This is a genomic window from Gordonia sp. (in: high G+C Gram-positive bacteria), assembly GCF_047600385.1.
Taxonomy (GTDB): domain Bacteria; phylum Actinomycetota; class Actinomycetes; order Mycobacteriales; family Mycobacteriaceae; genus Gordonia.
The window spans coordinates 3,820,111-3,843,053 of the sequence record NZ_JASGKZ010000001.1 but is presented as its reverse complement, the minus strand read 5'-3'; the positions used below and the strand labels follow the sequence as shown (position 1 = coordinate 3,843,053).

Annotated in this window: 15 protein-coding genes; 11 read left to right on the top strand and 4 right to left on the bottom strand. The window is 70.6% G+C overall.

Annotation, left to right across the window (positions count from 1 at the left end; genetic code table 11):
- Nucleotides 1–22: 22 nt before the first annotated feature.
- From QM809_RS17250 to QM809_RS17240, 3 genes are all read left to right on the top strand, one after another.
- Entirely contained in the window at nt 23–514 is a 492-nt protein-coding gene (locus QM809_RS17250; RefSeq protein ID WP_415046910.1) for a hypothetical protein, read from the top strand.
- A gap of 1 nt (nt 515) precedes the next feature.
- Nucleotides 516–1,478: a hypothetical protein gene (locus tag QM809_RS17245; protein ID WP_415046909.1), complete on the top strand. Its 963-nt coding sequence runs from the start codon at nt 516–518 to the stop codon at nt 1,476–1,478.
- A gap of 184 nt (nt 1,479–1,662) precedes the next feature.
- Nucleotides 1,663–2,496 carry a TetR/AcrR family transcriptional regulator gene (locus tag QM809_RS17240; RefSeq protein ID WP_415046908.1) on the top strand — a complete coding sequence of 278 codons (834 nt, stop codon included), beginning with the start codon at nt 1,663–1,665 and terminating at the stop codon, nt 2,494–2,496.
- 44 nt (nt 2,497–2,540) lie between these two features.
- On the opposite strand, the gene QM809_RS17235 is transcribed toward QM809_RS17240, so the two are convergent.
- Nucleotides 2,541–3,560, bottom strand: a complete 1,020-nt coding sequence (locus QM809_RS17235) for a hypothetical protein (protein WP_415046907.1) — start codon at nt 3,558–3,560, stop codon at nt 2,541–2,543.
- A 132-nt stretch (nt 3,561–3,692) separates the two neighbouring features.
- Here QM809_RS17235 and QM809_RS17230 point away from each other — a divergent pair, with 132 nt between their 5' ends.
- From QM809_RS17230 to QM809_RS17195, 8 genes are all read left to right on the top strand, one after another.
- The gene (locus tag QM809_RS17230; RefSeq protein ID WP_415046906.1) at nt 3,693–4,544 is read left to right on the top strand and encodes a shikimate 5-dehydrogenase; all 852 of its coding nucleotides are present in this window, start codon (nt 3,693–3,695) and stop codon (nt 4,542–4,544) included.
- 146 nt (nt 4,545–4,690) lie between these two features.
- Complete coding sequence (argS, locus tag QM809_RS17225) at nt 4,691–6,343, top strand: arginine--tRNA ligase (RefSeq protein WP_415046905.1); 1,653 nt, start codon at nt 4,691–4,693, stop codon at nt 6,341–6,343.
- A gap of 9 nt (nt 6,344–6,352) precedes the next feature.
- On the top strand, nt 6,353–7,774 hold the full coding sequence (gene lysA / locus QM809_RS17220; RefSeq protein WP_415046904.1) for a diaminopimelate decarboxylase: 1,422 nt from the start codon (nt 6,353–6,355) through the stop codon (nt 7,772–7,774).
- A complete protein-coding gene (locus QM809_RS17215) occupies nt 7,771–9,096 on the top strand; it encodes a homoserine dehydrogenase (RefSeq protein ID WP_415046903.1) in 1,326 nt (441 codons plus the stop codon). The genes lysA and QM809_RS17215 overlap by 4 nt, the downstream gene beginning before the upstream one ends.
- The gene (gene thrC, locus QM809_RS17210; RefSeq protein ID WP_415046902.1) at nt 9,089–10,174 is read left to right on the top strand and encodes a threonine synthase; all 1,086 of its coding nucleotides are present in this window, start codon (nt 9,089–9,091) and stop codon (nt 10,172–10,174) included. The genes QM809_RS17215 and thrC overlap by 8 nt, the downstream gene beginning before the upstream one ends.
- A gap of 9 nt (nt 10,175–10,183) precedes the next feature.
- Entirely contained in the window at nt 10,184–11,140 is a 957-nt protein-coding gene (gene thrB / locus QM809_RS17205) for a homoserine kinase (RefSeq protein ID WP_415046901.1), read from the top strand.
- 270 nt (nt 11,141–11,410) lie between these two features.
- Nucleotides 11,411–13,390, top strand: a complete 1,980-nt coding sequence (gene rho, locus QM809_RS17200; RefSeq protein WP_415047135.1) for a transcription termination factor Rho — start codon at nt 11,411–11,413, stop codon at nt 13,388–13,390.
- Nucleotides 13,391–13,716: 326 nt separating this feature from the next.
- Nucleotides 13,717–14,127, top strand: coding sequence for a DUF6157 family protein (locus tag QM809_RS17195; RefSeq protein WP_415046900.1), 411 nt, complete (start codon nt 13,717–13,719; stop codon nt 14,125–14,127).
- Nucleotides 14,128–14,185: 58 nt separating this feature from the next.
- Here QM809_RS17195 and QM809_RS17190 read toward each other — a convergent pair whose 3' ends face one another.
- From QM809_RS17190 to QM809_RS17180, 3 genes are all read right to left on the bottom strand, one after another.
- Nucleotides 14,186–15,361, bottom strand: coding sequence for a sulfite reductase flavoprotein subunit alpha (locus tag QM809_RS17190; protein ID WP_415046899.1), 1,176 nt, complete (start codon nt 15,359–15,361; stop codon nt 14,186–14,188).
- A gap of 122 nt (nt 15,362–15,483) precedes the next feature.
- Nucleotides 15,484–17,283 carry a sulfite reductase subunit alpha gene (locus QM809_RS17185; RefSeq protein ID WP_415046898.1) on the bottom strand — a complete coding sequence of 600 codons (1,800 nt, stop codon included), beginning with the start codon at nt 17,281–17,283 and terminating at the stop codon, nt 15,484–15,486.
- On the bottom strand, nt 17,283–22,664 hold the full coding sequence (locus QM809_RS17180) for a glutamate synthase-related protein (RefSeq protein ID WP_415047134.1): 5,382 nt from the start codon (nt 22,662–22,664) through the stop codon (nt 17,283–17,285). Before QM809_RS17180 ends, QM809_RS17185 begins: the two co-directional genes overlap by 1 nt.
- Between the last annotated feature and the right edge of the window lie 279 nt (nt 22,665–22,943).

Genomic DNA, 22,943 nt, shown 5'->3' with positions numbered 1-22,943 from the left:
ACTCGGAAAGCGAGGCGCTGGAATGTCCCTCAAGGATCCGCTCCACGATCGCCAGCTCGAACTGCTGCGCTGGATCGGTGACGGTTGTCCGGAAGGACGCTGGGAAGGACACGCCTACAAGACGTCGACGACGGCGCTGGTGAGCCGGCGGCTCGTCACGGTGTCGAAGAAGGGCGGCATCTGGCGGGCGACGCTGCTTCCGGCCGGAACGTACTACCTCGAACACGGGGAGTATCCCGAGGGACACTGGGAGCCGAGACGTCGTCGTTCGACCGCGAGCGAGCCTGCTGCCGACGCGTCGACCAGGGCGCGGGAACAGAATCGGCGACCTCGTTCGCGACCGAAGCCGGCCGCGCCGAAGGAACCGCCGCCGGATCTCGGGCCGAGCCGGGAACTGCTGGCGGAGTTGACGGCGGCGGGCGGCGTCATCGATCGCCGGACCGACGAGCCGATGAGAATGCTTCGAACTCGCGAGCACGATCAACCGCTACGAGGTGGCGCCGGCCGGTCATGAGGTGCTCGTCTCCGGCACCGGTGAGCGCGGTCGTCTGCGGATCCGCCTCGTCGACGTGGCGACGTGGCGTACGGAGACGCCGACGGAGGTGGCCGGCAGGGAGCGCATCGGACGGTGGCACCCGGCGGTGGCCGACCTGCGTTCCAGCGGACGACTCGACAGGATCAGCAAGGAACATCAGCGGCGCGCGATGCTGCTTCTCCACTGCCTCGCCAAGGAGGCGGAAGCCCGTGGATTCACGGTCGAGTGTGTGAAATCCGCGACGGACTCCGGTCGATACGCGCAGCGGGAGACGTCGAAGGGCCTCCTCCGCCTGACCACGCCGGACGGCGGAAGCTGCGACATCGGCATCAAGCAGTACCTCGATCGGACGAAGCACGTGCCGACGAGACAGGAGACGGAGGACACCGAGAGACGAGGCTGGCGGCACTACCGGACGTACGACGACACGCCCTCGGAACGGTTGGCACTCGTCACCTACGGAGCCGCCGGGCACGACAAGGAATGGGGTGACACCAAGAAGCGGCTGTGTGCCGAGGAGAAGCTCGGGGACGTCCTCGCCGCGATCAGCAGATCGGCGATGACCGAGGCCAGAAGGGCCGAAGAACGCCGGATCGCCGAGGAGGAGCGGGCCGAGCGGATCGAACGCGAGAACGCTCAGGCGCGGGCGGCGTATGTCGAACACGCCACGGGGGAACGGTTGAAGCGGGACGCCGCGGCCTGGGAGGACGCCGAGCGGCTGCGCAGATATCTGGCTGCCATGCGGTCCCGGGCCGCCGACCTCGTCGACGACGACGGGCGCGCGGCCGCAGACGAGTGGATCCGATGGTGTGAGCGCTACGTCGACGAGACGGTCGATCCGCTCGGTGCTCCGATCCGTCGACCCGAGGTGCCGGAGCCGAGCGGGCAGGAGATCGAGGCGTTCCGGCAACGGCTGGGTTTCGGCCGGACGTCGTGGTACTGACTCACGGGGCGCACCGACCCGCGGCGCCACTGAATGCACGACGGAACGACGTCGACCCGTCGCACACGGCACGGTGTACCGGTCGCGCAGCGTCGTCGCCGACGTCCGCGGCGCAGGTCTGAGCCGGAGAACGGTGTGCGATCGGCGCCGTATGCTGTACGGAATCGAAGGACGAGGAGGATCGGTGGTCCCGGAAGCGGAGTCGCTCGACGAGGTGAGACGCCGGATCGCGGCACTGTGGGATCCGCCGTCGGCGGGCACGCGGGGCCGACCGGCCAAGGTGACGCGCGCGCAGGTGGTCGACGCGGCGATCGTCCTCGCCGACGCGCAGGGACTCGAAGCGACGTCGATGCGCGCGGTGGCCCGCGAACTGGACGTCGGCGCCATGACGCTGTACACGCACGTCGGCAGTCAGCGCGAACTCCTGGACGCGATGATCGACCGCGCCTACGCGGACTTCCGGTTCGCCGACGACGACGCCCCGTGGCGCGAGGCCCTCGAACAGCACGCCCGCGGACTCTGGCAGCTCTTCCGCCGACATCCGTGGCTCGCCCGGGTCAACTCCTGGCGCCTCCCGCTCGGCCCGCACGTGATCGACGTCGAGGAGGCCGGTTTCCGGACCCTCGTCGACACCGGGCTGTCGGCCAGACAGGTCACCGAGGTGCTCGGCGTGGTGCAGAACTTCGTCGTCGGACTCGCCGGATCGGTCGCCGCCGAGGAGGCCGACGCCCGCGATCAGGGCGTCGACTACGAGCAGTACTGGCGCTCCACGGCGGAGTTCTGGGAGAAGTACTTCGACTCGGAGCGGTATCCCACGATGACCCGGCTCTGGACCGCGGGCGCCTTCGAGACCGCACCCGGGCCGCACGACGTCACGTTGGACGGTCTGCTCGACACCGTCGCCCTGTCGGTGGAGCGGGCGCTCGCCGACGGCGGCACCCCGATCCCGTCCTACGACGAGTGCATGGCGACGTACCGGGAGAACGTCGCCCGCCAGGTGAAGGAGTTCGAGTCCTGACCGCGGAGAGTCGTACCCGGCGGCGGTCGCGTCCGGCGCCGGACTCAGCCGCCGAGGATGGCTTCGACCTCGGGTGAGGAGAAGAACGGGGCGAGCTGCGCGCGCACCGCGCGTTCCAGTTCGCCGCTGTCGACGGCGGCCTGCAGCACGCGCGGCGCGAGGGCGTTCGCGTGCTCCAGGAGGTCGTCGCGGTGCAGTTCGACGTCCTCCAACACCACCGCCGCCGGATGCCCGGAGTAGGTGTCGAAGAAGCCGTCGACGAAGGCGTCGATCAACGACAGCACCGGATCGCTGACGGCGGCGGCGATCACGATGTCCTGGCCCAGACCGCCGAGGCGTTGCGCGTCGTCGAGCGAGATCAGCGAATCGTGGCTCCCGGCCGGCCGATCGGCGTACATGTCGTACACCTCGAGCACCGCGGTGCGCGTCTGCGGATCGTTGAGCGTGGCGACGATGATCTTGTTGAGACGGCCCATCATGAACTCGGCGCCCTTGGCGGCGGTGCCCTCGAAGAGGTCGCCGACCTGCTCACCGGCCTTGCCGATCATCTTGCCCGCAGCTCCCGCGCCGAACGACACCAGCGATCCGACGCCGGGGATCTTCTCGGCCATCGCGCGGTTGCCCGCGACCACGTCGTTCACGATGCGGCTGACGAAGCGGGAGGCCAGGGACGCGGTGAGCGGACTGGACGTGAGCTCGTCGAGGATCCGTTCGGCGACCGGGGTGAGGGCCAGGACCTCGTCGGTGAGACGGGCGACGTTGTCGCGGTCGATCAGCTCGCCGAGGGTGTATTCGCCCGCGGGGTTGTCGTGGACGATCTGTGCGCCCGCCTCGACCAGCGTGGTGGCGGCGGCACTGGGCGGGATCCGGCTCGCCCCGGTCCGGGCGATCTTCTTGATCTCCTCCGGATCGACCAGTTCGCCGATGGTGAGCTTCTCGGCGGCGGCCAGCACGTCGTCGACCACCTGGGTGACGAGCCCGGGGAGCTCGTCCCCGGTCGCCCGCGCGATGATCCACGTGACCTGGGCATTGAGCAGCTGTTCGGCGACGGTCCTGTCGGTCATGGTCACTGCTCTCCGTCATGCATTGGGGCGTCGTGTGTCGGGGCGGCGGATCCGCTCTCACGCGTGCGGCTGATCATGCCATGCCGGTCGGAGTGCTTCGGTGCGATCCGCCGGTGTCCTAACCTCGGGAACATGACCGAGCCGCTCGATCCGCCGCACGCCCGCGCCCTCGACTCCGCCACCGTCCTCTGCGTCTCGCTGGCGGCCCGACCGTCGAACATCGGGACGCGCTTTCACAACTTCCTCTACAACGCGCTCGGCCTGAACTACGTCTACAAGGCGTTCGCCCCCGCCGACATCGCCGCCGCGGTGGCCGGGATCCGCGGCCTGCCGATCCGCGGCGCCGCGGTGTCCATGCCGTACAAGGAGGCGGTGATCGACCTGGTGGACGTGCTGGAGCCGTCGGCGGCCGCGATCGAGTCGGTCAACACGATCGTGAACGAGGACGGCGTGCTCCACGCGTACAACACCGACTACCAGGCGGTCGCGGACCTGCTCGCCGAATCGGGCTTCGACCGGGCGTGGCGCGTCGCGGTCGCCGGCAGCGGCGGCATGGCGAAGGCCGTGGTCGCGGTGCTGCGAGACGCCGGATTCGGGGACGTGACCGTCGTCGCGCGGAACACCGTCACCGGAACCGACCTGGCCGGACGCTACGGCTTCGCCCACCGCACACACCTGAACGACGACGACCGCTACGACCTCCTGGTGAACGCCACCCCGATCGGCATGGCGGGCGGCGTATCCGGCGGGGCCGAGCTGCCGTTCCCGGCGGCGACGGTCGACGCGGCACGGGCCGGTCTCGACGTGGTCGCGTTCCCGTCGGACACCCCGCTGGTGCAGCGCTTCCAGGCGGCCGGGAAGCCGGTGATCAGCGGCGACGCGGTGATCGCCGGTCAGGCCGCCGCGCAGTTCGCGCTCTACACGGGCGTGACGCCGTCACCCGAGCTGGTCCGGGAGGCCTCGGAGTACTCGCGGCAGAGTTGAGGCCGTGGTCCCGGCCGGTACCGCTGGGGGAGCGTTGCCCCTCCCGTCCGCTCCGGTGCGGGGATACCGGCTTCGAGCGCGGGGCCGGGCGATCCGGCGCGGCCCGATTGTCGCCGGACCGCCGCGTCACAATAGGATGGGGAACCGTGACTCCCACCGATCTCGCTGCATTGATCCGTGCCGCGACGCTGGCCGTATTCCAGGCGCACAGTCTGGACGGCTCGCTCGTGCCCGAGACCGTGGTGGTGGAGCGTCCGCGCAACCCCGAGCACGGCGATTACGCCACCAACATCGCACTTCAGCTGGGCAAGCGGGCGGGCGTGAACCCCCGCGAACTCGCCGGGTGGCTCGTCGAGGAGCTGCGCCGGTCCGACGGCATCGCCGACGCCGACCTCGCCGGTCCGGGATTCGTGAACCTGCGTCTGGCCGCAGCCGCCCAGAACGCCACCGTCGCGACGATCCTGGACCGGGGCGCCGCCTACGGGCGCGGCGACGAACTCGCCGACTCCGTGGTGAACCTGGAGTTCGTCTCGGCCAACCCGACCGGCCCCATCCACCTCGGCGGCACCCGCTGGGCCGCCGTCGGCGACGCCCTCGGCCGCGTGCTGGCCGCCCGCGGCGCCGCGGTGACCCGCGAGTACTACTTCAACGACCACGGCGAGCAGATCAACCGCTTCGCCCGGTCCCTGCTGGCCTCCGCGCTGGGGGAGCCCACCCCCGAGGACGGGTACGCGGGCGAGTACATCGACGACATCGCCGCGACCGTCGTCGAACGGCACCCCGATGTGCTCGATCAGCCCGAGGACGAGCGCCTGGAGACCTTCCGCGCCACCGGCGTGGACCTGATGTTCGACCACATCAAGCGCACGCTGCACGAGTTCGGCACCGACTTCGATGTCTACACCCACGAGAACTCGATGTTCGACCGCGGTCTGGTCGACGGGGCGATCGCCGAACTCAAGGCGAGCGACAACCTCTACGAGGCCGACGGCGCCTGGTGGCTGCGGTCCACCAACTACGGCGACGACAAGGACCGGGTGGTCCTCAAGAGCGACGGCAACGCCGCCTACATCGCCGGCGACATCGCCTACCTCAAGGACAAGCACGACCGCGGCTTCAACCATCTGATCTACATGCTCGGCGCCGACCACCACGGTTACGTGGTCCGGCTCAAGGCCGCCGCGGCCGCGCTCGGCTACGACGCCGAGAGCGTCGAGGTCCTGATCGGCCAGATGGTGAACCTGGTGCGCGACGGCAAGCCCGTCCGCATGAGCAAGCGGGCCGGCACCGTCATCACCCTCGACGATCTCGTGGAGGCCGTCGGCGTCGACGCCGCCCGCTACGCGCTGATCCGGTCGTCGATCGACGTCAACATCGACATCGACCTGGATCTGCTGCGCAAGCAGTCTGCGGAGAACCCGGTCTACTACGTGCAGTACGCCCACGCGCGGCTGTGCGCGCTGGCCCGCAACGCCGCCGAGTTCGGGCTCGCCGCCGACGAGGCCCGCCTGGATCTGCTGACCGACCCCGCCGAGGGCGAGCTGATCCGCACCCTCGGCGATTTCGGCGACGTCGTCGCCACCGCCGCCGAGCTGCGCGAACCGCACCGGATCCCGCGCTACCTGGAGTCGCTGGCGGGGTCGTACCACCGCTTCTACTCGCGCTGCCGGGTGCTGCCGCAGGGCGACGACGAGGCCGGTGACGTGCACCGCGCACGTCTCGCGCTGTGCGCCGCCACCCGGCAGGTGCTGGCGAACGGTCTGGAACTGGTCGGCGTCGGCGCCCCGGAACGGATGTAGGGAACACTCATGGCACACCCCGCAGGTCCCCGTCACGCCGCGATCCTCGCCGCCCCGCACCTCGCCGAGCGGCCGAGCTCGCCCGAGGCGATGGCCGAGATCCCGGCGAAGGTCTTCCCCCGCAACACCTCCCGCAACGCCGACGGCGAGGTGGAGTTCGCCGGGGTCGCCGCGAGCGCGCTCGCCGAGCGGTACGACACGCCGCTGTTCGTCTACGACGAGGCCGACTTCCGGGCCCGGTGCGCCGAGATCCAGGCGGCCTTCGCGCCGTACGGCCGCGTGCACTACGCGTCCAAGGCGTTCCTGTCGGTGCAGGTGGCCAAGTGGGTCGCCGCCGAGGGCCTCTCGCTCGACGTCGCCACCGGCGGCGAACTGGAGATCGCGCTGCGCGCCGGGTTCCCCGCCGAGCGGATCGCCGTGCACGGCAACAACAAGAGCGAGGCCGAGCTGGCCGCCGCGCTCGACGCCGGGGTGGAGCACGTCGTCATCGATTCGATGACGGAGATCGAGCGCCTGGACCGGATCGCCGGCGACCGCGGCCTCGTCGCCGACGTCCTGGTCCGGGTCACCCCGGGCGTGGAGGCGCACACCCACGAGTTCATCGCGACCGCGCACGAGGACCAGAAGTTCGGTTTCGCGCTCTCCGGCGGCGCCGCGATGGAGGCGGTGCGCGCGGTGTTCGCCACCGACCACCTGCGCCTGGTGGGTCTGCACAGCCACATCGGGTCGCAGATCTTCGAGATCGACGGCTTCGAACTGGCCGCGCACCGCGTCCTGGGTCTGCTGGCCGAGGTGGTCGCCGAGTTCGGCGTCGAGAAGACGTCGCAGATCCGGCTCCTGGATCTCGGCGGCGGCCTGGGCATCTCGTACCTGCCGGGCGACGACCCGCTGCCGGTGACGACGCTGGCCGACTCGCTCGCGGTGATCGTCGAGCGGGAGTCGAAGGCGCTCGGCCTGCCGATGCCGACCATCGCCGTGGAACCCGGCCGCGCCATCGCCGGTCCGGCCGGCGTCACGCTGTACCGCGTCGGCACCATCAAGGACGTCGCCCTCGACGGCGGGGCCACCCGCCGCTACGTGTCCGTCGACGGCGGCATGAGCGACAACATCCGCACCGCGCTCTACGAGGCCGAGTACGACGTCCGGCTGGTCTCCCGCGAGTCGTCGTCGAACGCCGTCGTGTGCCGCGTGGTGGGCAAGCACTGCGAGAGCGGCGACATCGTGATCCGCGACTGCTGGCTGCCCGCGGACCTGGTGCCCGGCGATCTGCTCGCGGTCGGTGCGACCGGGGCATACTGCTATTCCATGTCGAGCCGCTACAACATGCAGCCGCGTGCCGCGGTGGTGGCGGTGGCCGACGGACGATCCCGTCCGATCCTGCGGCGGGAGACCGTCGAAGACTTCCTGAGCCTGGAGGTGAGTGGCGAATGAGCGACTCTGTGAACAACCCGAACGACGAACGCCCGATCGGCATCGCCGTTCTGGGAATGGGCAATGTGGGCACCGAGGTGGTCCGCATCCTGATCGAGAAGGCCGACGACATGCGGGCTCGCGTCGGTGCGCCCGTCGTGCTGCGCGGCGTCTCCGTCCGCGACACCGCCAAGCCGCGTCCGGTGGTCGATCCGGCGCTGCTGACCGACGATCCGGCGGCGCTGGTCGCCCGGGACGACGTCGACGTGGTCGTCGAGCTGATCGGCGGCATCGAGCCGCCGCGGCAGCTGATCCTGGCGGCGCTGGAGTCGGGCAAGTCGGTGGTCACCGCGAACAAGGCGCTGATGGCCGCGCACGCCGGGGAGCTCTCCGAGGCCGCCGCCCGTAACCGCGTGGACCTGTACTTCGAGGCCGCCGTCGCCGGCGCGATCCCGGTGATCCGTCCGCTCACCCAGTCGCTCGCGGGCGATTCGGTGAACCGCGTCGCCGGCATCGTCAACGGCACCACCAACTTCATCCTCTCGGCGATGGCCGAGACCGGCGCCGACTACGCCGAGGTGCTCGCCGAGGCCGGTCGTCTGGGCTACGCCGAGGCCGATCCGACCGCCGACGTGGAGGGCTACGACGCGGCCGCGAAGGCCGCGATCCTCGCCTCCATCGCGTTCCACTCGCGGGTCACCGCCGACGACGTCTACCGCGAGGGGATCACCGAGATCACCTCCGCCGACCTCGAGGCGGCCGCCAAGTTCGACTGCACCGTCAAACTGCTCGCCATCTGCGAACGGCTCAACGACGACGGGAACGAGCGGATCTCGGCGCGCGTGTACCCGGCGCTGATCCCGCTGGAGCACCCGCTCGCCGCGGTGAACGGCGCGTTCAACGCCGTCGTCGTCGAATCGGAGAACGCCGGCCGGCTGATGTTCTACGGGCAGGGCGCCGGCGGCGCCCCGACCGCCGCCGCCGTGATGGGCGACCTGGTGATGGCCGCCCGCAACCGCGTCTACAGCGGCCGCGGACCGCTCGAGTCGACGTACGCGTCGCTGCCGGTCGCCTCGATCGACGACGTCCCCACCCGCTACTACGTCTCGATGCGGGTCGCCGACCGGCCCGGGGTCCTGGCCCAGGTCTCCGGCGCGTTCGCCGAGAAGGGCGTCAGCATCTCCGCCATGCGCCAGGAGGGCGCGGGCGAGGATGCGCGCCTGATCATCGTCACCCATCGTGCCGCCGACCGGGCGCAGTCCGAGACGGTCGCGGCACTCGAAGAAATGGACTCCGTCATCAAGGTGTCCAGCGTGCTCCGCCTGGAGGGAAGCAATGAGTAACGACCCCCGTACGCCGATCCACCGCGGCTGGCCGGGCCTGATCGAGGCCTACCGCGAGCGCATGCCGGTCGGGGACGACTGGAAGATCGTGACCCTCCTGGAGGGCGGCACCCCGCTGGTGCCCGCCCCGCACATCTCCGAGCTCACCGGCTGCGAGGTGTACCTCAAGGTGGAGGGCCTGAACCCGACCGGTTCGTTCAAGGACCGCGGCATGACGATGGCCGTCACCACCGCGGTGAACAACGGCAAGCGCGCCGTGCTCTGCGCGTCGACCGGCAACACCTCCGCCTCGGCCGCCGCGTACGCCACCCGCGCCGGGATCACCAGCGCCGTCCTCATCCCCGAGGGCAAGATCGCGATGGGCAAGCTGGCCCAGGCCGTGATGCACGGCGCCAAGGTGATCCAGGTGCAGGGCAACTTCGACGACTGCCTGGAGCTGGCCCGCAAGGTGACCGCCGACTTCCCGGAGATCGAGCTGGTCAACTCGGTGAACCCGGCCCGCATCGAAGGCCAGAAGACGGCGTCGTTCGAGATCGTCGACGTCCTCGGCCGGGCCCCGGACATCCACTCGCTGCCGGTGGGCAACGCGGGCAACATCACCGCGTACTGGAAGGGCTACAAGGAGTACCGTGAGGACGGCATCACCGATTCGCTGCCGCGCATGCTCGGCACCCAGGCCGCGGGTGCGGCGCCGCTGGTGCTCGGCAAGCCGGTGAGCAACCCGGAGACCATCGCCACCGCCATCCGCATCGGCGCCCCGGCCAGCTGGAACCAGGCCGTCGCCGCCAAGGAGGAGTCCGACGGCATGTTCCGGGCGGCCACCGACGAGAAGCTGCTCGAGGCCTACCGGCTGATCGCCGGCCGGGAGGGCGTCTTCGTGGAGCCCGCGTCGGCGGCCAGCGTCGCCGGCCTGCTCGCGAGCCACGCCGAGGGCTGGGTGAAGCCCGGCTCGCTCGTCGTCTGCACCGTGACCGGCAACGGCCTCAAGGACCCCGACACCGCGCTGCGCGACATGCCGCAGGTGGAGGCGATCCCGGTGGACCCGATGGCGGTCGCCGGCGCGCTCGGCGTGGGATAGTCGATGTCGATGAGCGCCACCTCTGCCGCCCAGATCGGTGCGCCGGACGCGGAGATCCGGCTCGAACCGGGACTCACCGCGACCGTCCGCGTCCCCGCCTCGACGGCCAACCTCGGCCCCGGATTCGACTGCCTCGGTCTCGCACTGGGCGTGTACGACGTCGTGACGGTGACGGTCACCGAGAGCGGCATCACCGTCGACGCCTCCGGTGAGGCCGCCGACGACGTACCCCGTGACGGGAGCCATCTGGTGGCGCGCGCGGTGGTCCGCGGTTTCGAGTTCGCCGGTGTCGGCGCGCCGGGCCTGCACCTCGAGTGCGCCAACGCGATCCCGCATTCGCGGGGTCTCGGTTCGTCCGCCGCCGCCGTCGTCGGTGGGCTGGGGGCGGCCTCGGCGCTCATGGCGACCGACGGCCGTCGTGCCGCACTCACCGACGCCGAGCTGGTCCAGCTCGCCAGCGAGTTCGAGGGACACCCCGACAACGCGGCGGCGAGCGTGCTCGGCGGTGCCGTCGTGACCTGGATGGACGGCGAGGGCGGTTACTTCGCTCGGCATCTCGACCTGCACGACGACGTGGTGGCCACCGCCTTCGTGCCGCAGACCGAGTCGTCCACGCATGTGACCCGCGGGCTGCTGCCCGAGTCCGTGACCATGACCGACGCGGTGTTCAATCTGAGCCGGACCGCGCTGGTCGTCGTCGCGCTGACCGCCGATCCGGGATGCCTGTTCGAGGCGACGCAGGATCGCCTCCACCAGGGGTATCGGGCTCCGGCGCTGCCGGAGACCACGGCGCTGATCGCACAGCTCCGGGCCCTCGGGCACGCGGCGACGGTCTCGGGCGCCGGCCCGTCGGTGGTGGTGCTGGGAACCGACTCGCTCGGGGACGCCGAGGCGGCGCTCGCGGCGGAACACGGATTCGCCATGACGCAGCTGCCGATCGGCGAAGGCGTCGCACACCACGCCTGATCGGCGGACCCGTGAACAGTCGGTGCTACACTGGGAGCGTTCCGCCGCGCAGATGTCTCATCTCGCTTCTTCGGCAGTCACCGATGCGGCCGGCCTTTCCGAGCATCAGCGCACCGGTAGCGACCTTCTCGCCGCGGCAGAGCAATTGAGAATTCCCGTACCACTGGTTCTTCAGTGGCACCCGGCGGTATCTGCCGCCGGAACGAAAGGACATCCGTGACCGATACGGACGTGAGTGCTCCCAAGACCGCCAAGCGTGGGCTGTCGGCGATGCTGCTGCCCGAATTGCGCACTCTCGCAGGTGAGCTGGGTATCCGGGGCATCTCGGGAATGCGTAAGGGAGACCTGATCGACGCGATCCGCACGCACCAGAGCGGCGGCGCCCCCGCGAGCGCCCCGAAGACCGAGGCCCCGAAGGCGAAGACGCCGAAGGCCGAGACCTCGAAGAACGAGACCTCGAAGACTGAGACCCCGAAGACCGAGGCCCCCAGGACTCAGCCTGAGAAGACCGAGGCGGTCAAGGCCGAGAAGACCGCGGATACCACCTCGAATGAGGGGAAGTCTGCAGGTCAGGGCGCCGCGGAGCCGGTGCGGGCGGACGAGCAGCCCGCGAAGTCCGGCGGTGAGAAGACCTCGAACGAGTCGTCGCCCGCCGAGAAGAACGGCGCCGACAAGCCCGCGAGAGAGCAGTCCGCGAAGGACAGGAACGCGGGTGAGAAGACCACCGGCGAGAAGACCGAACAGGGCGGCGAGCGCCGTCGTGAACGGAACCGCGGTGAGCGCGGCGAGAACAACCGCGAGAACGGTAGACAGCGCGACGGCCAGGGCGAGAAGCAGGGCCAGGGCGAGAAGCAGTCGGACGCCAAGGGCGGCGACGGCAAGAACGACGGCAACAACAAGAACGGCGACAACCGGGGCGGCAACCGCAACCAGGGCGGTCAGAACCAGAATCCGGGCGGGGCGAACCAGAACGGCGACGACGACGGGGAAGGCGGCGGTCGCCGCCGGGGCCGTCGTTTCCGCGAACGCAACCGCCGCAACCGCGACCGCGGTGAGGGCGGAGGCGGCGAGCCGCAGCTGAACGAGGGCGACGCCGTCGCACCGGTCGCCGGCATCCTCGACGTCCTGGACAACTACGCCTTCGTGCGCACCTCCGGCTACCTCGCCGGACCGAACGACGTCTACGTCTCGATGAACATGGTGCGCCGCTACGGTCTGCGTCGCGGCGACGCGATCACCGGCGCGGTGAAGGTGCCGCGCGAGGGCGCCGAGAACTCCGGCGGCGGCAACAACCGCCAGAAGTTCAACCCGATGGTCCGCCTCGACACGGTGAACGGCGGCGAACCCGAACTGGCCAAGAAGCGCCCCGAGTTCGCCAAGCTCACCCCGCTGTACCCGAACCAGCGGCTGCGCCTGGAGACCACGCCGGAGCGTCTCGACACCCGCGTGATCGACCTGATCATGCCGATCGGCAAGGGCCAGCGCGCCCTGATCGTCTCGCCGCCGAAGGCCGGCAAGACCACGATCCTGCAGGACATCGCCAACGCGATCGCCACCAACAACCCCGAATGCCACCTGATGGTGGTGCTGGTGGACGAGCGGCCCGAAGAGGTCACCGACATGCAGCGCAGCGTGAAGGGCGAGGTCATCGCCTCCACCTTCGACCGCCCGCCGTCGGACCACACCAGCGTCTCCGAGCTCGCCATCGAGCGTGCCAAGCGCCTGGTGGAGCAGGGCAAGGACGTCGTCGTGCTGCTCGACTCGATCACCCGCCTGGGCCGCGCCTACAACAACGCATCCCCGGCGTCGGGCCGCATCCTGTCCGGTGGTGTCGACTCCACCGCGCTGTACCCGCCGAAGCGGTTCCTCGGCGCCGCCCGCAACATCGAGAACGGCGGCTCGCTGACCATCATCGCGTCGGCACTGGTGGAGACCGGTTCCACCGGTGACACGGTGATCTTCGAGGAGTTCAAGGGCACCGGCAACGCCGAGCTCAAACTCGACCGCAAGATCGCCGAGCGCCGCGTCTTCCCGGCCGTCGACGTCAACCTGTCGAGCACCCGTAAGGACGAGCTGCTGCTCAGCCCCGACGAGTTCGCGATCGTGCACAAGCTGCGCCGTCTCCTCGCCGGCCTGGACAGCCAGCAGGCCATCGATCTGCTGATCTCGCAGCTGAAGAAGACGAAGAACAACATCGAGTTCCTCATGCAGGTCCAGAAGACGGCCCCGGGCACCTCCGACCAGGACTGAGTCCCGCTCTCTGAGGTCGGGAGCCGCCGGCGACGCTTCTTCGGCAGTCCTCGGCCTGCTTCGAGACGGGTACCCCGGCTCCAGATTCCGCGGAGGGCTCAGAAGCGTCGCCGGCGTCTCCCTCTCACCGATGAGAGGGAGACGCCGTGTTTCGGCGAGGTCGGGGTCAGTCGAGCGCCACGATCCCCGCCGCCTGGAGAAGCGGGGCTTCGACACGGACTCGTCACTTCGTTCCGGGTCCGGCTCAGCCTGCGGCTCGCTCGCATCCGGAGGAGACACGTCGACACCGGCGGGCGGGCGCCGAGCCGGTGGCGCACACTGGACGCATGGGAACCACCGACTACACCAGCACCTTCCTCTCCGTCGCCGAGGACTGTCCGGTCGGTGCGGGGCAGGAGCCGCCCGCGGGGAAGAAGGCGCCGTCGGTCGCCGAACTGCAGTTCGCGATGCTCGCCGCGCACCCGTACGAGCACACCTCCGACGACGTCCTCTTCGACGTCTACGCGCAGCGCCGGGGGATCGAGGCCGCCGACCGCGCCGCCGCCCGTGAGGAGTTCTTCAGCAGGTCGCAGGCCTGCCTGCGGGCGTCACCGCTCGGCAAGCGCTACGGGTGGGGCATCCACTACGACGCCGAGGGCCGCATCGCCGTCGTCCCGCTGGGCTCCGACCGGTATCGGGAGCTGGCGGCGGACCCGGATCTGAGACAGCTCAAGGCGATGCGTTCCAAGCGCGCATGACGAGGTGACCCGGCGGAGTCTCGACACGGAGGAGTGGACTCCCCAGACACCAGAGAGGTCAGTAGACGTCGCGGCGGTAGCGCCCTTCGGCGTGGATCTCCTTCAACCTCTCCCGCGCCGCGGCCTCGTCGAGGCCTTCGTGCTGGGCGATGATCTGGACCAGGGCGTCGTCGACGCTCTTGGCCATCGCGTCGGCGTCGCCGCACACGTAGAGCACGGCGCCGTCGCGCAGCCAGTGGTAGATGTCCTCGCCGTGGCCGTCCATCAGGTGCTGGACGTAGACCTTCTCCTCCTGTTCCCGGGAGAAGGCGACGTCGAGGCGGTCGAGGACCCCGTCGGCGTGCAGCTCGTGGATCTCGTCGCGGTAGAGGAAGTCCTGGTCGCGGTGCCGGGCGCCGTGGAAGAGCCAGTTGCGGCCGTCGCCGCCGACGGTGGCGCGCTCGTGCAGGAAGCCCCGGAACGGGGCGATCCCGGTGCCGGGGCCGATCATGATGATGTCGGTGTCGGGTTCGGGGAGGCGGAAGCTCTTGTTGGGGGTCAGGTAGATCCCCACGGTGTCCCCGGGCGCCACCCGGTCGGCGAGGTAGGTGGAGGCGGCGCCGCCGCGGTCGCGGCCGTCTCCCCAGTCCTCGGTGGCGAAGTGGCGGACGGTGGCGGGGGTGAGGTGGACGGTGCCGGCGTGCACGTGGGGCGACGACGAGATCGAGTACGTGCGGGCGGCGAGCGGACGGAGTTCGGCCAGCAGCGCCTCGGGGGTCGGCGACCAGTCGGGTTCCAGGTTGAGCAGGTCGAGCACATCGCGGCCGCGGGACCACGCGTCGAGTTCGGCGCGCTCGCCGTCGAGCAGCGCCTGCGCGACGGGATTGCCGAGGGCTTTCGCGAGGTGGTCGAGCAGGTACTGGGAGACGGAGGTGATCTCGAAGCCGTGGGTGAGCGCGTTCCGCAGCGTCTGCGAGCCCTTGCGGTCGGTGATCTCGGTCTCCGGCGGGACGCCGAGGCGCGCGATGACGGCATCGACGAGGTCGGGGGAGTTGGTCGGCATCACCGACACCGCGTCGCCGGGCTCGTACTCGAGGCCCGCATCGGCGACGTCCAGCACCAGGTGGCGGACCTCCTTGTCGCTGTCCGGCGAGGTCAGCAGCGTGTTCTCGACGACGCGCGCCTCATAGGGGTTGCGACGGGACCAGCGGACCTTCTTGGCGCGGCCCGCGGGCCGTTCGGTTTCGGTCGTCATAGTCGCAATGTACCCCGGCCGATTCCGGCGGTACGACGGCGAGGGGCCCGACCTCGCCGGATCGGCGAGGTCGGGCCCCCTGCGGTCACGGTCGGGACGCCGTGGTCAGGACACGCCTGGACTCAGTAGACGTCGCGGCAGTACCGCTTCTCCTTCTTGAGGTCGCTCACGTAGAGTCCGGCCTTCTCGGCGTCCATGCCGCCGTGCTGGGCGACGATCTCGGTGAGCGCCTGGTCCACGTCGTGAGCCATCCGGTTGGCGTCGCCGCAGACGTAGACGTGGGCGCCGCGCTCGAGCCAGCGGTACACGTTCTCGCCCTGGTCGCGCATCCGGTCCTGCACGTACACCTTGTGCTCCTGGTCGCGGGAGAACGCCAGGTCCAGCCGGGAGAGCAGCCCGTCGGAGAGGAACTGGTCCAGTTCGGCCTCGTACAGGAAGTCGGAGTCGCGGTGCTGGTCGCCGAAGAACAGCCAGTTGTCACCGGTGGCGCCGCGTGCGGCCCGCTCGTGCAGGAACGACCGGAACGGCGCGATGCCGGTGCCCGGACCGATCATGATGACCGGGGCGTCGTCCTGCGGAAGACGGAACGCCTTGTTCGGCGTGATGTAGACCTGCACCTCGTCGTTCTCGCCGCGGCGATCGGCCAGGTAGGTGGAGCAGACGCCGCCGCGTTCCCGGTTGTCGGAGGTGTAGCGGACGGTCGCCATGGTGATGTGCACGGTGCCGTTGTGGGCTTCCGGCGACGACGAGATCGAGTACACGCGCGGCGCCAGCGGACGCAGCTCGCCGATCAGCTCCTCCGGCGACATGGTCATCGCCGGATCCACGTTGAGCACGTCGAGCACGTCGCGGCCCCACAGCCAGGCGTCGAGCGCTTCGGGGTCGCCGGTCTCCATCAGGTGCGTCAGCTCGGGGTCGCCGGTGCGCTTGGCGACGTAGTCCACGAGGTACTTCGACGGCGTGCTGATCTCGTAGTGGCTGGTCAGCGCCTCGCGCAGGGTGCGCTGCGCCTTGCGATCGGTGATCAGCTCGTCCCCGGTGGCCCCGATGCGCGCCAGCAGCAGATCCACCAGGGCGCCGTCGTTCTCGGCGACGATGCTGATGCCGTCGCCCGGCTGGTACTCGATGCCGCTGTCGCCCAGCGAGATCACCAGGTGCCGGACCTCCTTGGCCGAGGTCGGGCCGGACAGCACCGAGTTCGCCAGGATGGTGGCCGGGTACGGGTTCTTGCGGCCCCACTTGACCTTGTCCGACGACGACGACGACGCGGCGGCCACCGGTGCGGGTGCCGCGGCGACCGCACCGGCCGCGGGGGCGTCGGCGAGCGCCTGCAGCGCCCCGGGCAGCCACGCGTCGGCGGGACGCTGGAAGTCGACGTCGCACTCGACGCGGTCGACGAGGCGCTGCGCGCCGAGCTCGAAGAGCCGACCGTCGAGGTTCTTGGCGGCCTGGCAGAAGCCGTCGTAGATGGAGTCGCCGAGGCCGCAGACCGCGAACCGCAGGCCCTCCATGCGGGGAGCGGCGTCGTCGGCGAGCTGCTCCCAGAGGTCCTCGGCGTTGTCGGGCATGTCGCCCTCGCCGTACGTCGAGACGACGACGAGGAGCTTGCTCGCCGCGGCGACGTCGGCCACGGTCAGGTCGCCCATGTCGGCCACGCGGACGCTGAAACCGAGTCCGGCGGCGGCCTCGGCGGCCTGCTCGGCGATCATCTCGGCGTTGCCGGTCTGGGTGCCGTAGGCGATCAGCAGCGGGCCCGGGCCGCCCTCGGGGGCCAGGGTCGACGTCGCGGTGCCGGCCAGCGCGGCCTCGGCGACGCCGGTCGGCATGGCCATGCGGGTGTTCAGGCCGGCCATGAACCCGGAGAACCAGGCCTTCTGGTCACCGGTGAACGGGATGTCGGAGGGGATGTAGGGGAGTTCCATCAGAGCTGACCAACTTTCGGGCCGGCCGCGGCCAGGGCCGCGGAGTCGGTGAGGGCTTCGGCCGAGGCCTGCGCGGCGCTGCGCATGGTCTTGGCGATGTCGGGGACGGCGCGGGTGGCGAACAGTTCGGCGAAGCTGGTCAGCTCACCCAGCACCTCGCGGTTGCGGGCGTCCTGCAGCAGCAGCCAGCCGTAGGTGGCCGGGGCGTCCATCGACCGGACGTTGCGCAGGGCGAGGGCCTGCTTGTAGTCGGTCACGCGCTTGGCGCCGATGAGCGCCGCCAGGTGTTCGACGGGGTACTCGGACAGGATGTCGCGGGCGTACCGGGCGACGCGGCCGAGCAGATCGAAGTCCTCGGTGAGGACCAGGTTGCGGGCCGCGTGCGCGATGGTCTGCTCGTTGGCGACCAGACGGCTGCCGTGCCGGGTCTTCTTCAGACGCGCCGTCGCCACCTCGCGGGCCAGTTCGAAGACGGTGAACGCGCTGAGCAGCGCGAACGTGGTCTCGTCGTCGGTGTGGCCGAAGGCGGGCACGGCGCCGTCGAGCACCGGGACCGCGGTCCGCGAGGCGCGCTTGAGCGCCCGGACCTGGTCGACGGCGATGGCCCCGGACAGCTCGTCGAGCAGCGTCCGACGATCCAGCGTCGCCATGATGGTCGCCGAGTCCTGGTGGGCGACCAGCGCCTTGGGCATCGCGTAGGTGAAGTAGTGACGCTCGGTCTCCCAGTTCTGCAGCAGCCGCGTGGCCAGCGCCGAACCGGTCGCCTCGGCGTGCCAGGTGAGCAGCGAGTACACGGCGTCGTGGTGCAGCGCCGCGAACGGATCGTCGACGCCGGTGATCGCGCCGAGGATCACCGAGTCGTGGCTGACGTACTTCTCCACGCGGCAGGCCGGATCGTACTGGTACAGGAAGCCGCCGGACATGCCGTTGCACAGGCCCTTGCCGTAGCCGCCGAGGTTCAGCACCGCGCCGTTGGTCATGTACTCGCAGCCGTACTCGCCGACGCCCTCGACGACGGCGGTGGCACCGGAGTTGCGGACCGCGAACCGGTCGCCGGCCTCGCCCTCGACGAACAGGCGTCCGCCGGTGGCGCCGAAGAGCGCGAAGTTGCCCACCAGCACGTTGCCGCCGACGGAGTTGGCGCCGCCGCCGGGGGAGGTGATCACCACGGTGCCGCCGGACATCGACTTGCCGACGCCGTCGTTGCAGGTGCCGCTGTGGGTCATCCGCATGCCGTCGTTGCAGAACGCGGCGTACGACTGCCCGGCCGAACCGGTGCTGGGGATCACGACGGTGTCCGCGGCCAGGTAGCGGCGGCCCCGCTCGTCGTGCAGCACGCACGTCAGGGCGTCGGCCCGCTCGGCGTCGAGCTCCCAGTTCAGCAGGCGCTCGATGTCGATGGCGAGCTGACCGCCGACGCTCTTGTCCCGGTTGCCCAGGTGCACCGACTCGGTCTCCACCGCGCCGGCGTCCTTCTCGACGAGCGCCGCGCGCACCTGGGTGAGCAGGGCGTCGTCGACGTGGAAGTCGGCCTCGTAGTAGATCGGCTCGTCGATGACGAGTTCGGGTACCACGGCCAGCAGCGCGTCGGTGCGGATGGCGCCGACCATCGCCGGATGGTCGATCACGCTGAGCAGATCGGCGCGGCCGCGGGCCTCGCGCAGGCTGCGCAGACCCAGCCCGGAGAGCACTTCGCGGACCTCTCCGGCGACGTTGAGCAGGTACTGCGCCATCGCGCGCGGATCGCCCTCGAACAGCTCGGGGTTGGTGGTGAGGCCGGCCGGGCACTTGACGTTGCAGTTCTTGGCCATGACGCAGCCGATCGACATCAGCGCGGCGGTGCCGAACTCGAAGCTGTCGGCGCCGAGCAGCGCCGACAGCACGACGTCGCGGCCGGTCTGGTGCGCACCGGAGGCCCGCAGGATCACCTTCCGGCGGAGGCCGTTGGCGCTGAGCGCCTGGTGGACCTCGGCCAGACCGATCTCGGCGGCCCGGCCCGCGTACCGCAGGCTCGACACCGCGGCGGCGCCGGTGCCGCCGGTGTTGCCCGCCACGTTGATCACGTCGGCGCCGGCCTTCGCGACGCCGACGGCGATGGTGCCGATGCCCTCGGAGGAGACCAGCTTCACGATCACCCGGACGCGGGCGGCCTTGCAGTCGTGGATGAGCTGCGCCAGGTCCTCGATCGAGTACGTGTCGTGGTGCGGGGGCGGGGAGACCAGCTCGACGCCGGGGGTGCCGCCGCGGGCGGCCGCGATCTCCACGGTCACCTTGGGCGCGGGCAGCTGACCGCCCTCGCCCGGCTTGGCGCCCTGGCCGATCTTGATCTCCAGCTCCTGCAGGTTCGGGTCGGCCAGGTAACCGGCCCAGATGCCGAAGCGGCCCGAGGCGAACTGCTTGATGGCCGACGCCCGGACGGTGCCGTACCGCGACAGGTGCTCGCCGCCCTCACCGCTGTTGGACAGGGCGCCCACCATGTTGGTGCCGTGGGCGACGGCCTCGTGGGCCGCGGCCACGAGGGCGCCGTGACTCATCGCGCCGGAGGCGAAGGTCGGGGTGATCTCGTGTGCGGGCTGCACCTCGTCCAGCGCGACCTCGTCGCCCGCCGGGGCGACGGCCAGGACGTCGCGCAGCGAACTCGGACGCTCGGCGCGGGCCGCGGCCAGGTCGGCGGAGAACGCGCGGTAGGCGTCGGTGACCTGGAACGAGTCGATCTGCTCGTCGGTGAGCCGGGCGTAGCTGCTGCCCTCGTAGGCGCGGGCGGAGAGACCGAAGGCGCTGTCCAACTCGCCGAGCGTCAGCTTCTGCAGGGCCTCGGGCGCACCGGCCTCGGTGGCCTGCTTCGACTCGCGGTCGGCGGTGGCGTAGGTGAACCCGGCGCCGTTCATCTCCTCCCAGCGGCGGACCGCGGTGGCGCCGAACGAGTGGCCCGCACCGTCGGCGCGCTCCTTGAACAGGCCGAGCAGCGGCAGATCGCGGTCGGTGGCGAGCCGGTTGTCCATGGCGTCGCCGTGCGCGATCTGCAGGGCCGCGGCGATCGGCGCGAGGCCGACGCCGCCGGCGGGCGAACGCATGGTGCCGAACCAGCGGCCCAGATCGTCGTCGTCGGTGTCGAGGAAGTTCGGCTCGAAGAACTCGCCGCCGATGTAGCTCTCCACGGTGCACAGGCCGACGCGGCCCATGGTCTTGCCGAGGGACTTCTCGGCGGCCTTGCGCCACCGGTTGAACGCGGCATCGCCTTCGGCGGCGCCGAACTTCTCGAACGCGCGGCGGGCGACGGTGTGCGGGTGCACGGCCGAGGCGCCGAAACCGAGCAGCAGCGCCAGATGGTGGCTGGACTCGACCTGACCGGTGTCGGCGACGACGCTCACCCGCAGGCGCAGGCCCTCGGAGATGAGTCGCTGGTTGACCGCCGACACCGCGAAGACCATCGGCACCGCGGCGCGGGCCGGGCCGATGCCGCGGTCGGTGAGCACGGCGATGCCGCCGGTGCCGCGGGCGAAGGCGACCACGGCGTCGCACAGCGCGTCCACGGCCGCGGCGAGGGAGGCCGCCTCGATGCCGTCGGCGCCGACGGGCATGGTCGCGTCGAACTCGGAGATCGGCACCTGCCGCTGCGCGGTGAGCGCGGTCAGCTGATCGGCGGAGATCACCGGCGAGGTGAGCACGATCTGCCGCGACCGGTCGGTGGCGCCGCCGCGGGTGCGGGCCGAGGCGAAGACCTGCGGGCGCAGCCCGAGAGCGACGCGCATGGACATCGCGTCGGCCTCGCGGATGCTGTCCAGCGGCGGGTTGGTGACCTGGGCGAAGCGCTGCGAGAAGAAGCGTGCGACGCTCGGCTCCCGGTTGGTCAGCGGGTTGATCGCCAGACCGAAGCCCATCGCCGAGATCAACTCGCCGCCGGTCTCGATCATCGGGTCGAGGAAGAAGCGGAGGCTCTCCTGGTCCAGGTAGTAGGCGCGGTAGCGCTGGTGATCGGTCAGCTCGACCGGCTCGGGCTGGGCGTCACGCAGCCGCGGGGCCGCGGGGCGCGCCGGCTGACCGGGCAGCGTCACCGGGATCTCCTCGCCGACCAGCGCGGACTGCGCCTCGAGCTCGGCGAGATCGACCTTGGCGGCGGCCAGCAGCGCCGGGTAGTCGGCCGCGGCGGCGAGCTTCTCGTAGGCCTCGTCGGTGGTGTAGGTGCGGTGTTCGCGGTGGTCGTAGTAGATCATCCCGCCGGCGCACACGCGGCTGCGCGAGATCACCGTCGACGGTTCGAAGTCGATCTGCCCGGCCTCGGAGAACACGCACAGGTAGTCGTTGGTCTCGACGCTGCGCAGCGGGCGCAGGCCGAGGCGGTCCAGGCGGGCGCCGATCACGGTGCCGTCGCCGAACACGACGGCGGCGGGGCCGTCGTTCTTCTCCTCGTAGAGCGAGAAGTACTCGAACATCGCGCGGACCCGCGGCGACAGGGTGGTGTCGTTCTCCCAGGCCGGCGGCATCATCGAGACGATGGCGGTGACCAGGTCGAGGCGGTCCTCGATGACGCGCGTCGCGACGGTCTGGTCCAGCCGCGAGCTGTCCGACTGGCCGGGCGGGCGGACCACCGAGCGCCGTGCGGCGGCCGCGGCGGTGACCTGCGCGATGCGGTTCTTCTTGTCGGTGTTCAGCTCGCCGTTGTGCGCCAGATAGCGGAACGGCTGCGCCATGGTCGGGTGCGGGTCGGTGTTGGTGGAGAACCGCGTGTGGAAGTACAGCGTGTGCACCGCGTGCACCGGATCCTGCAGGTCGGTGAAGTAGCCGATCACCTCGTGCGACGACAGCCGGCCCTTGAGCACCTGGGTGCGCGCCGAGAGCGAGAGCGGGTAGAGGCCGGCCAGCGCGGGATCGGAGTAGCCGATCGCCTCGATGCGCAGCAGCGCCTCCTGGACCAGCAGATCCAGGGCGGCCGGGGCCGGGCACGGGTTCGGCGCGGCGAAGACCCACTGGCGGATCGGCAGCTGAGCGGCGGGCCCGGCCTTGGGCAGCACCGCGGCGTTCACCGGGACCTCGCGCTCGGTGAGCACGGTGAAGCCGCGGTCGGTCATGGTGGAGGTGATCAGCTTCGCGGCCTGCGCGGCGGCCTCCGGGTCGTCGGGCAGGAAGAAGTTGCCGACGCAGAAGCGGCCGAGACGCAGGTCGTCGTCGCCGGTGACCTTGCGGAAGAAGGCCTGGGAGAGGTCCATCGAGACGCCGCCGCCGTCGCCCACGCCCTCGGCGTTGATGCCGCCGCGGTGGGGGACCGAGCAGAGCGCCTCCTCGGCCATCACGATCACGTCGTGGCTCTGCACACCGTCCTTGCGGGTGATGAAGCCGACGCCGCAGCTGCTCTTCTCATCAGCGGGATCCCAGAGAGACACGGCCGTATCGGCGGCCGGTCGGGCCTCGAAGCCCGACTCGTCGTGGAAATGGGATGCATCGATCACGGGTCGCAACGCACGCTCCTCGCAGACAAGGCACGGCCATGGAGAGAGACCTCGGCCATGCGGAACCTGTGGGCGCTGCGACGGTGAAGCGACACACTTGTAAGCCAAATGTAACTTAGGGAAAGCTGATAATCTACGTAATCTACGTCACTTCGATCGCCGGGTCTCGTGGAGGACCGGTCGGTCGCGCCGACGGCCGGGGTGGACGTTCCC

Bases quoted from the DNA above. Each gene is read 5' to 3' on its own strand.
- QM809_RS17250 (WP_415046910.1), top strand. From the start codon at position 23: ATGTCCCTCAAGGATCCGCTCCACGATCGCCAGCTCGAACTGCTGCGC.
- QM809_RS17235 (WP_415046907.1), bottom strand. From the start codon at position 3,560: ATGACCGACAGGACCGTCGCCGAACAGCTGCTCAATGCCCAGGTCACG.
- QM809_RS17230 (WP_415046906.1), top strand. From the start codon at position 3,693: ATGACCGAGCCGCTCGATCCGCCGCACGCCCGCGCCCTCGACTCCGCC.
- lysA (WP_415046904.1), top strand. From the start codon at position 6,353: ATGGCACACCCCGCAGGTCCCCGTCACGCCGCGATCCTCGCCGCCCCG.
- QM809_RS17215 (WP_415046903.1), top strand. From the start codon at position 7,771: ATGAGCGACTCTGTGAACAACCCGAACGACGAACGCCCGATCGGCATC.
- thrC (WP_415046902.1), top strand. From the start codon at position 9,089: ATGAGTAACGACCCCCGTACGCCGATCCACCGCGGCTGGCCGGGCCTG.
- thrB (WP_415046901.1), top strand. From the start codon at position 10,184: ATGAGCGCCACCTCTGCCGCCCAGATCGGTGCGCCGGACGCGGAGATC.
- rho (WP_415047135.1), top strand. From the start codon at position 11,411: ATGCTGCTGCCCGAATTGCGCACTCTCGCAGGTGAGCTGGGTATCCGG.
- QM809_RS17195 (WP_415046900.1), top strand. From the start codon at position 13,717: ATGGGAACCACCGACTACACCAGCACCTTCCTCTCCGTCGCCGAGGAC.
- QM809_RS17190 (WP_415046899.1), bottom strand. From the start codon at position 15,361: ATGACGACCGAAACCGAACGGCCCGCGGGCCGCGCCAAGAAGGTCCGC.
- QM809_RS17185 (WP_415046898.1), bottom strand. From the start codon at position 17,283: ATGGAACTCCCCTACATCCCCTCCGACATCCCGTTCACCGGTGACCAG.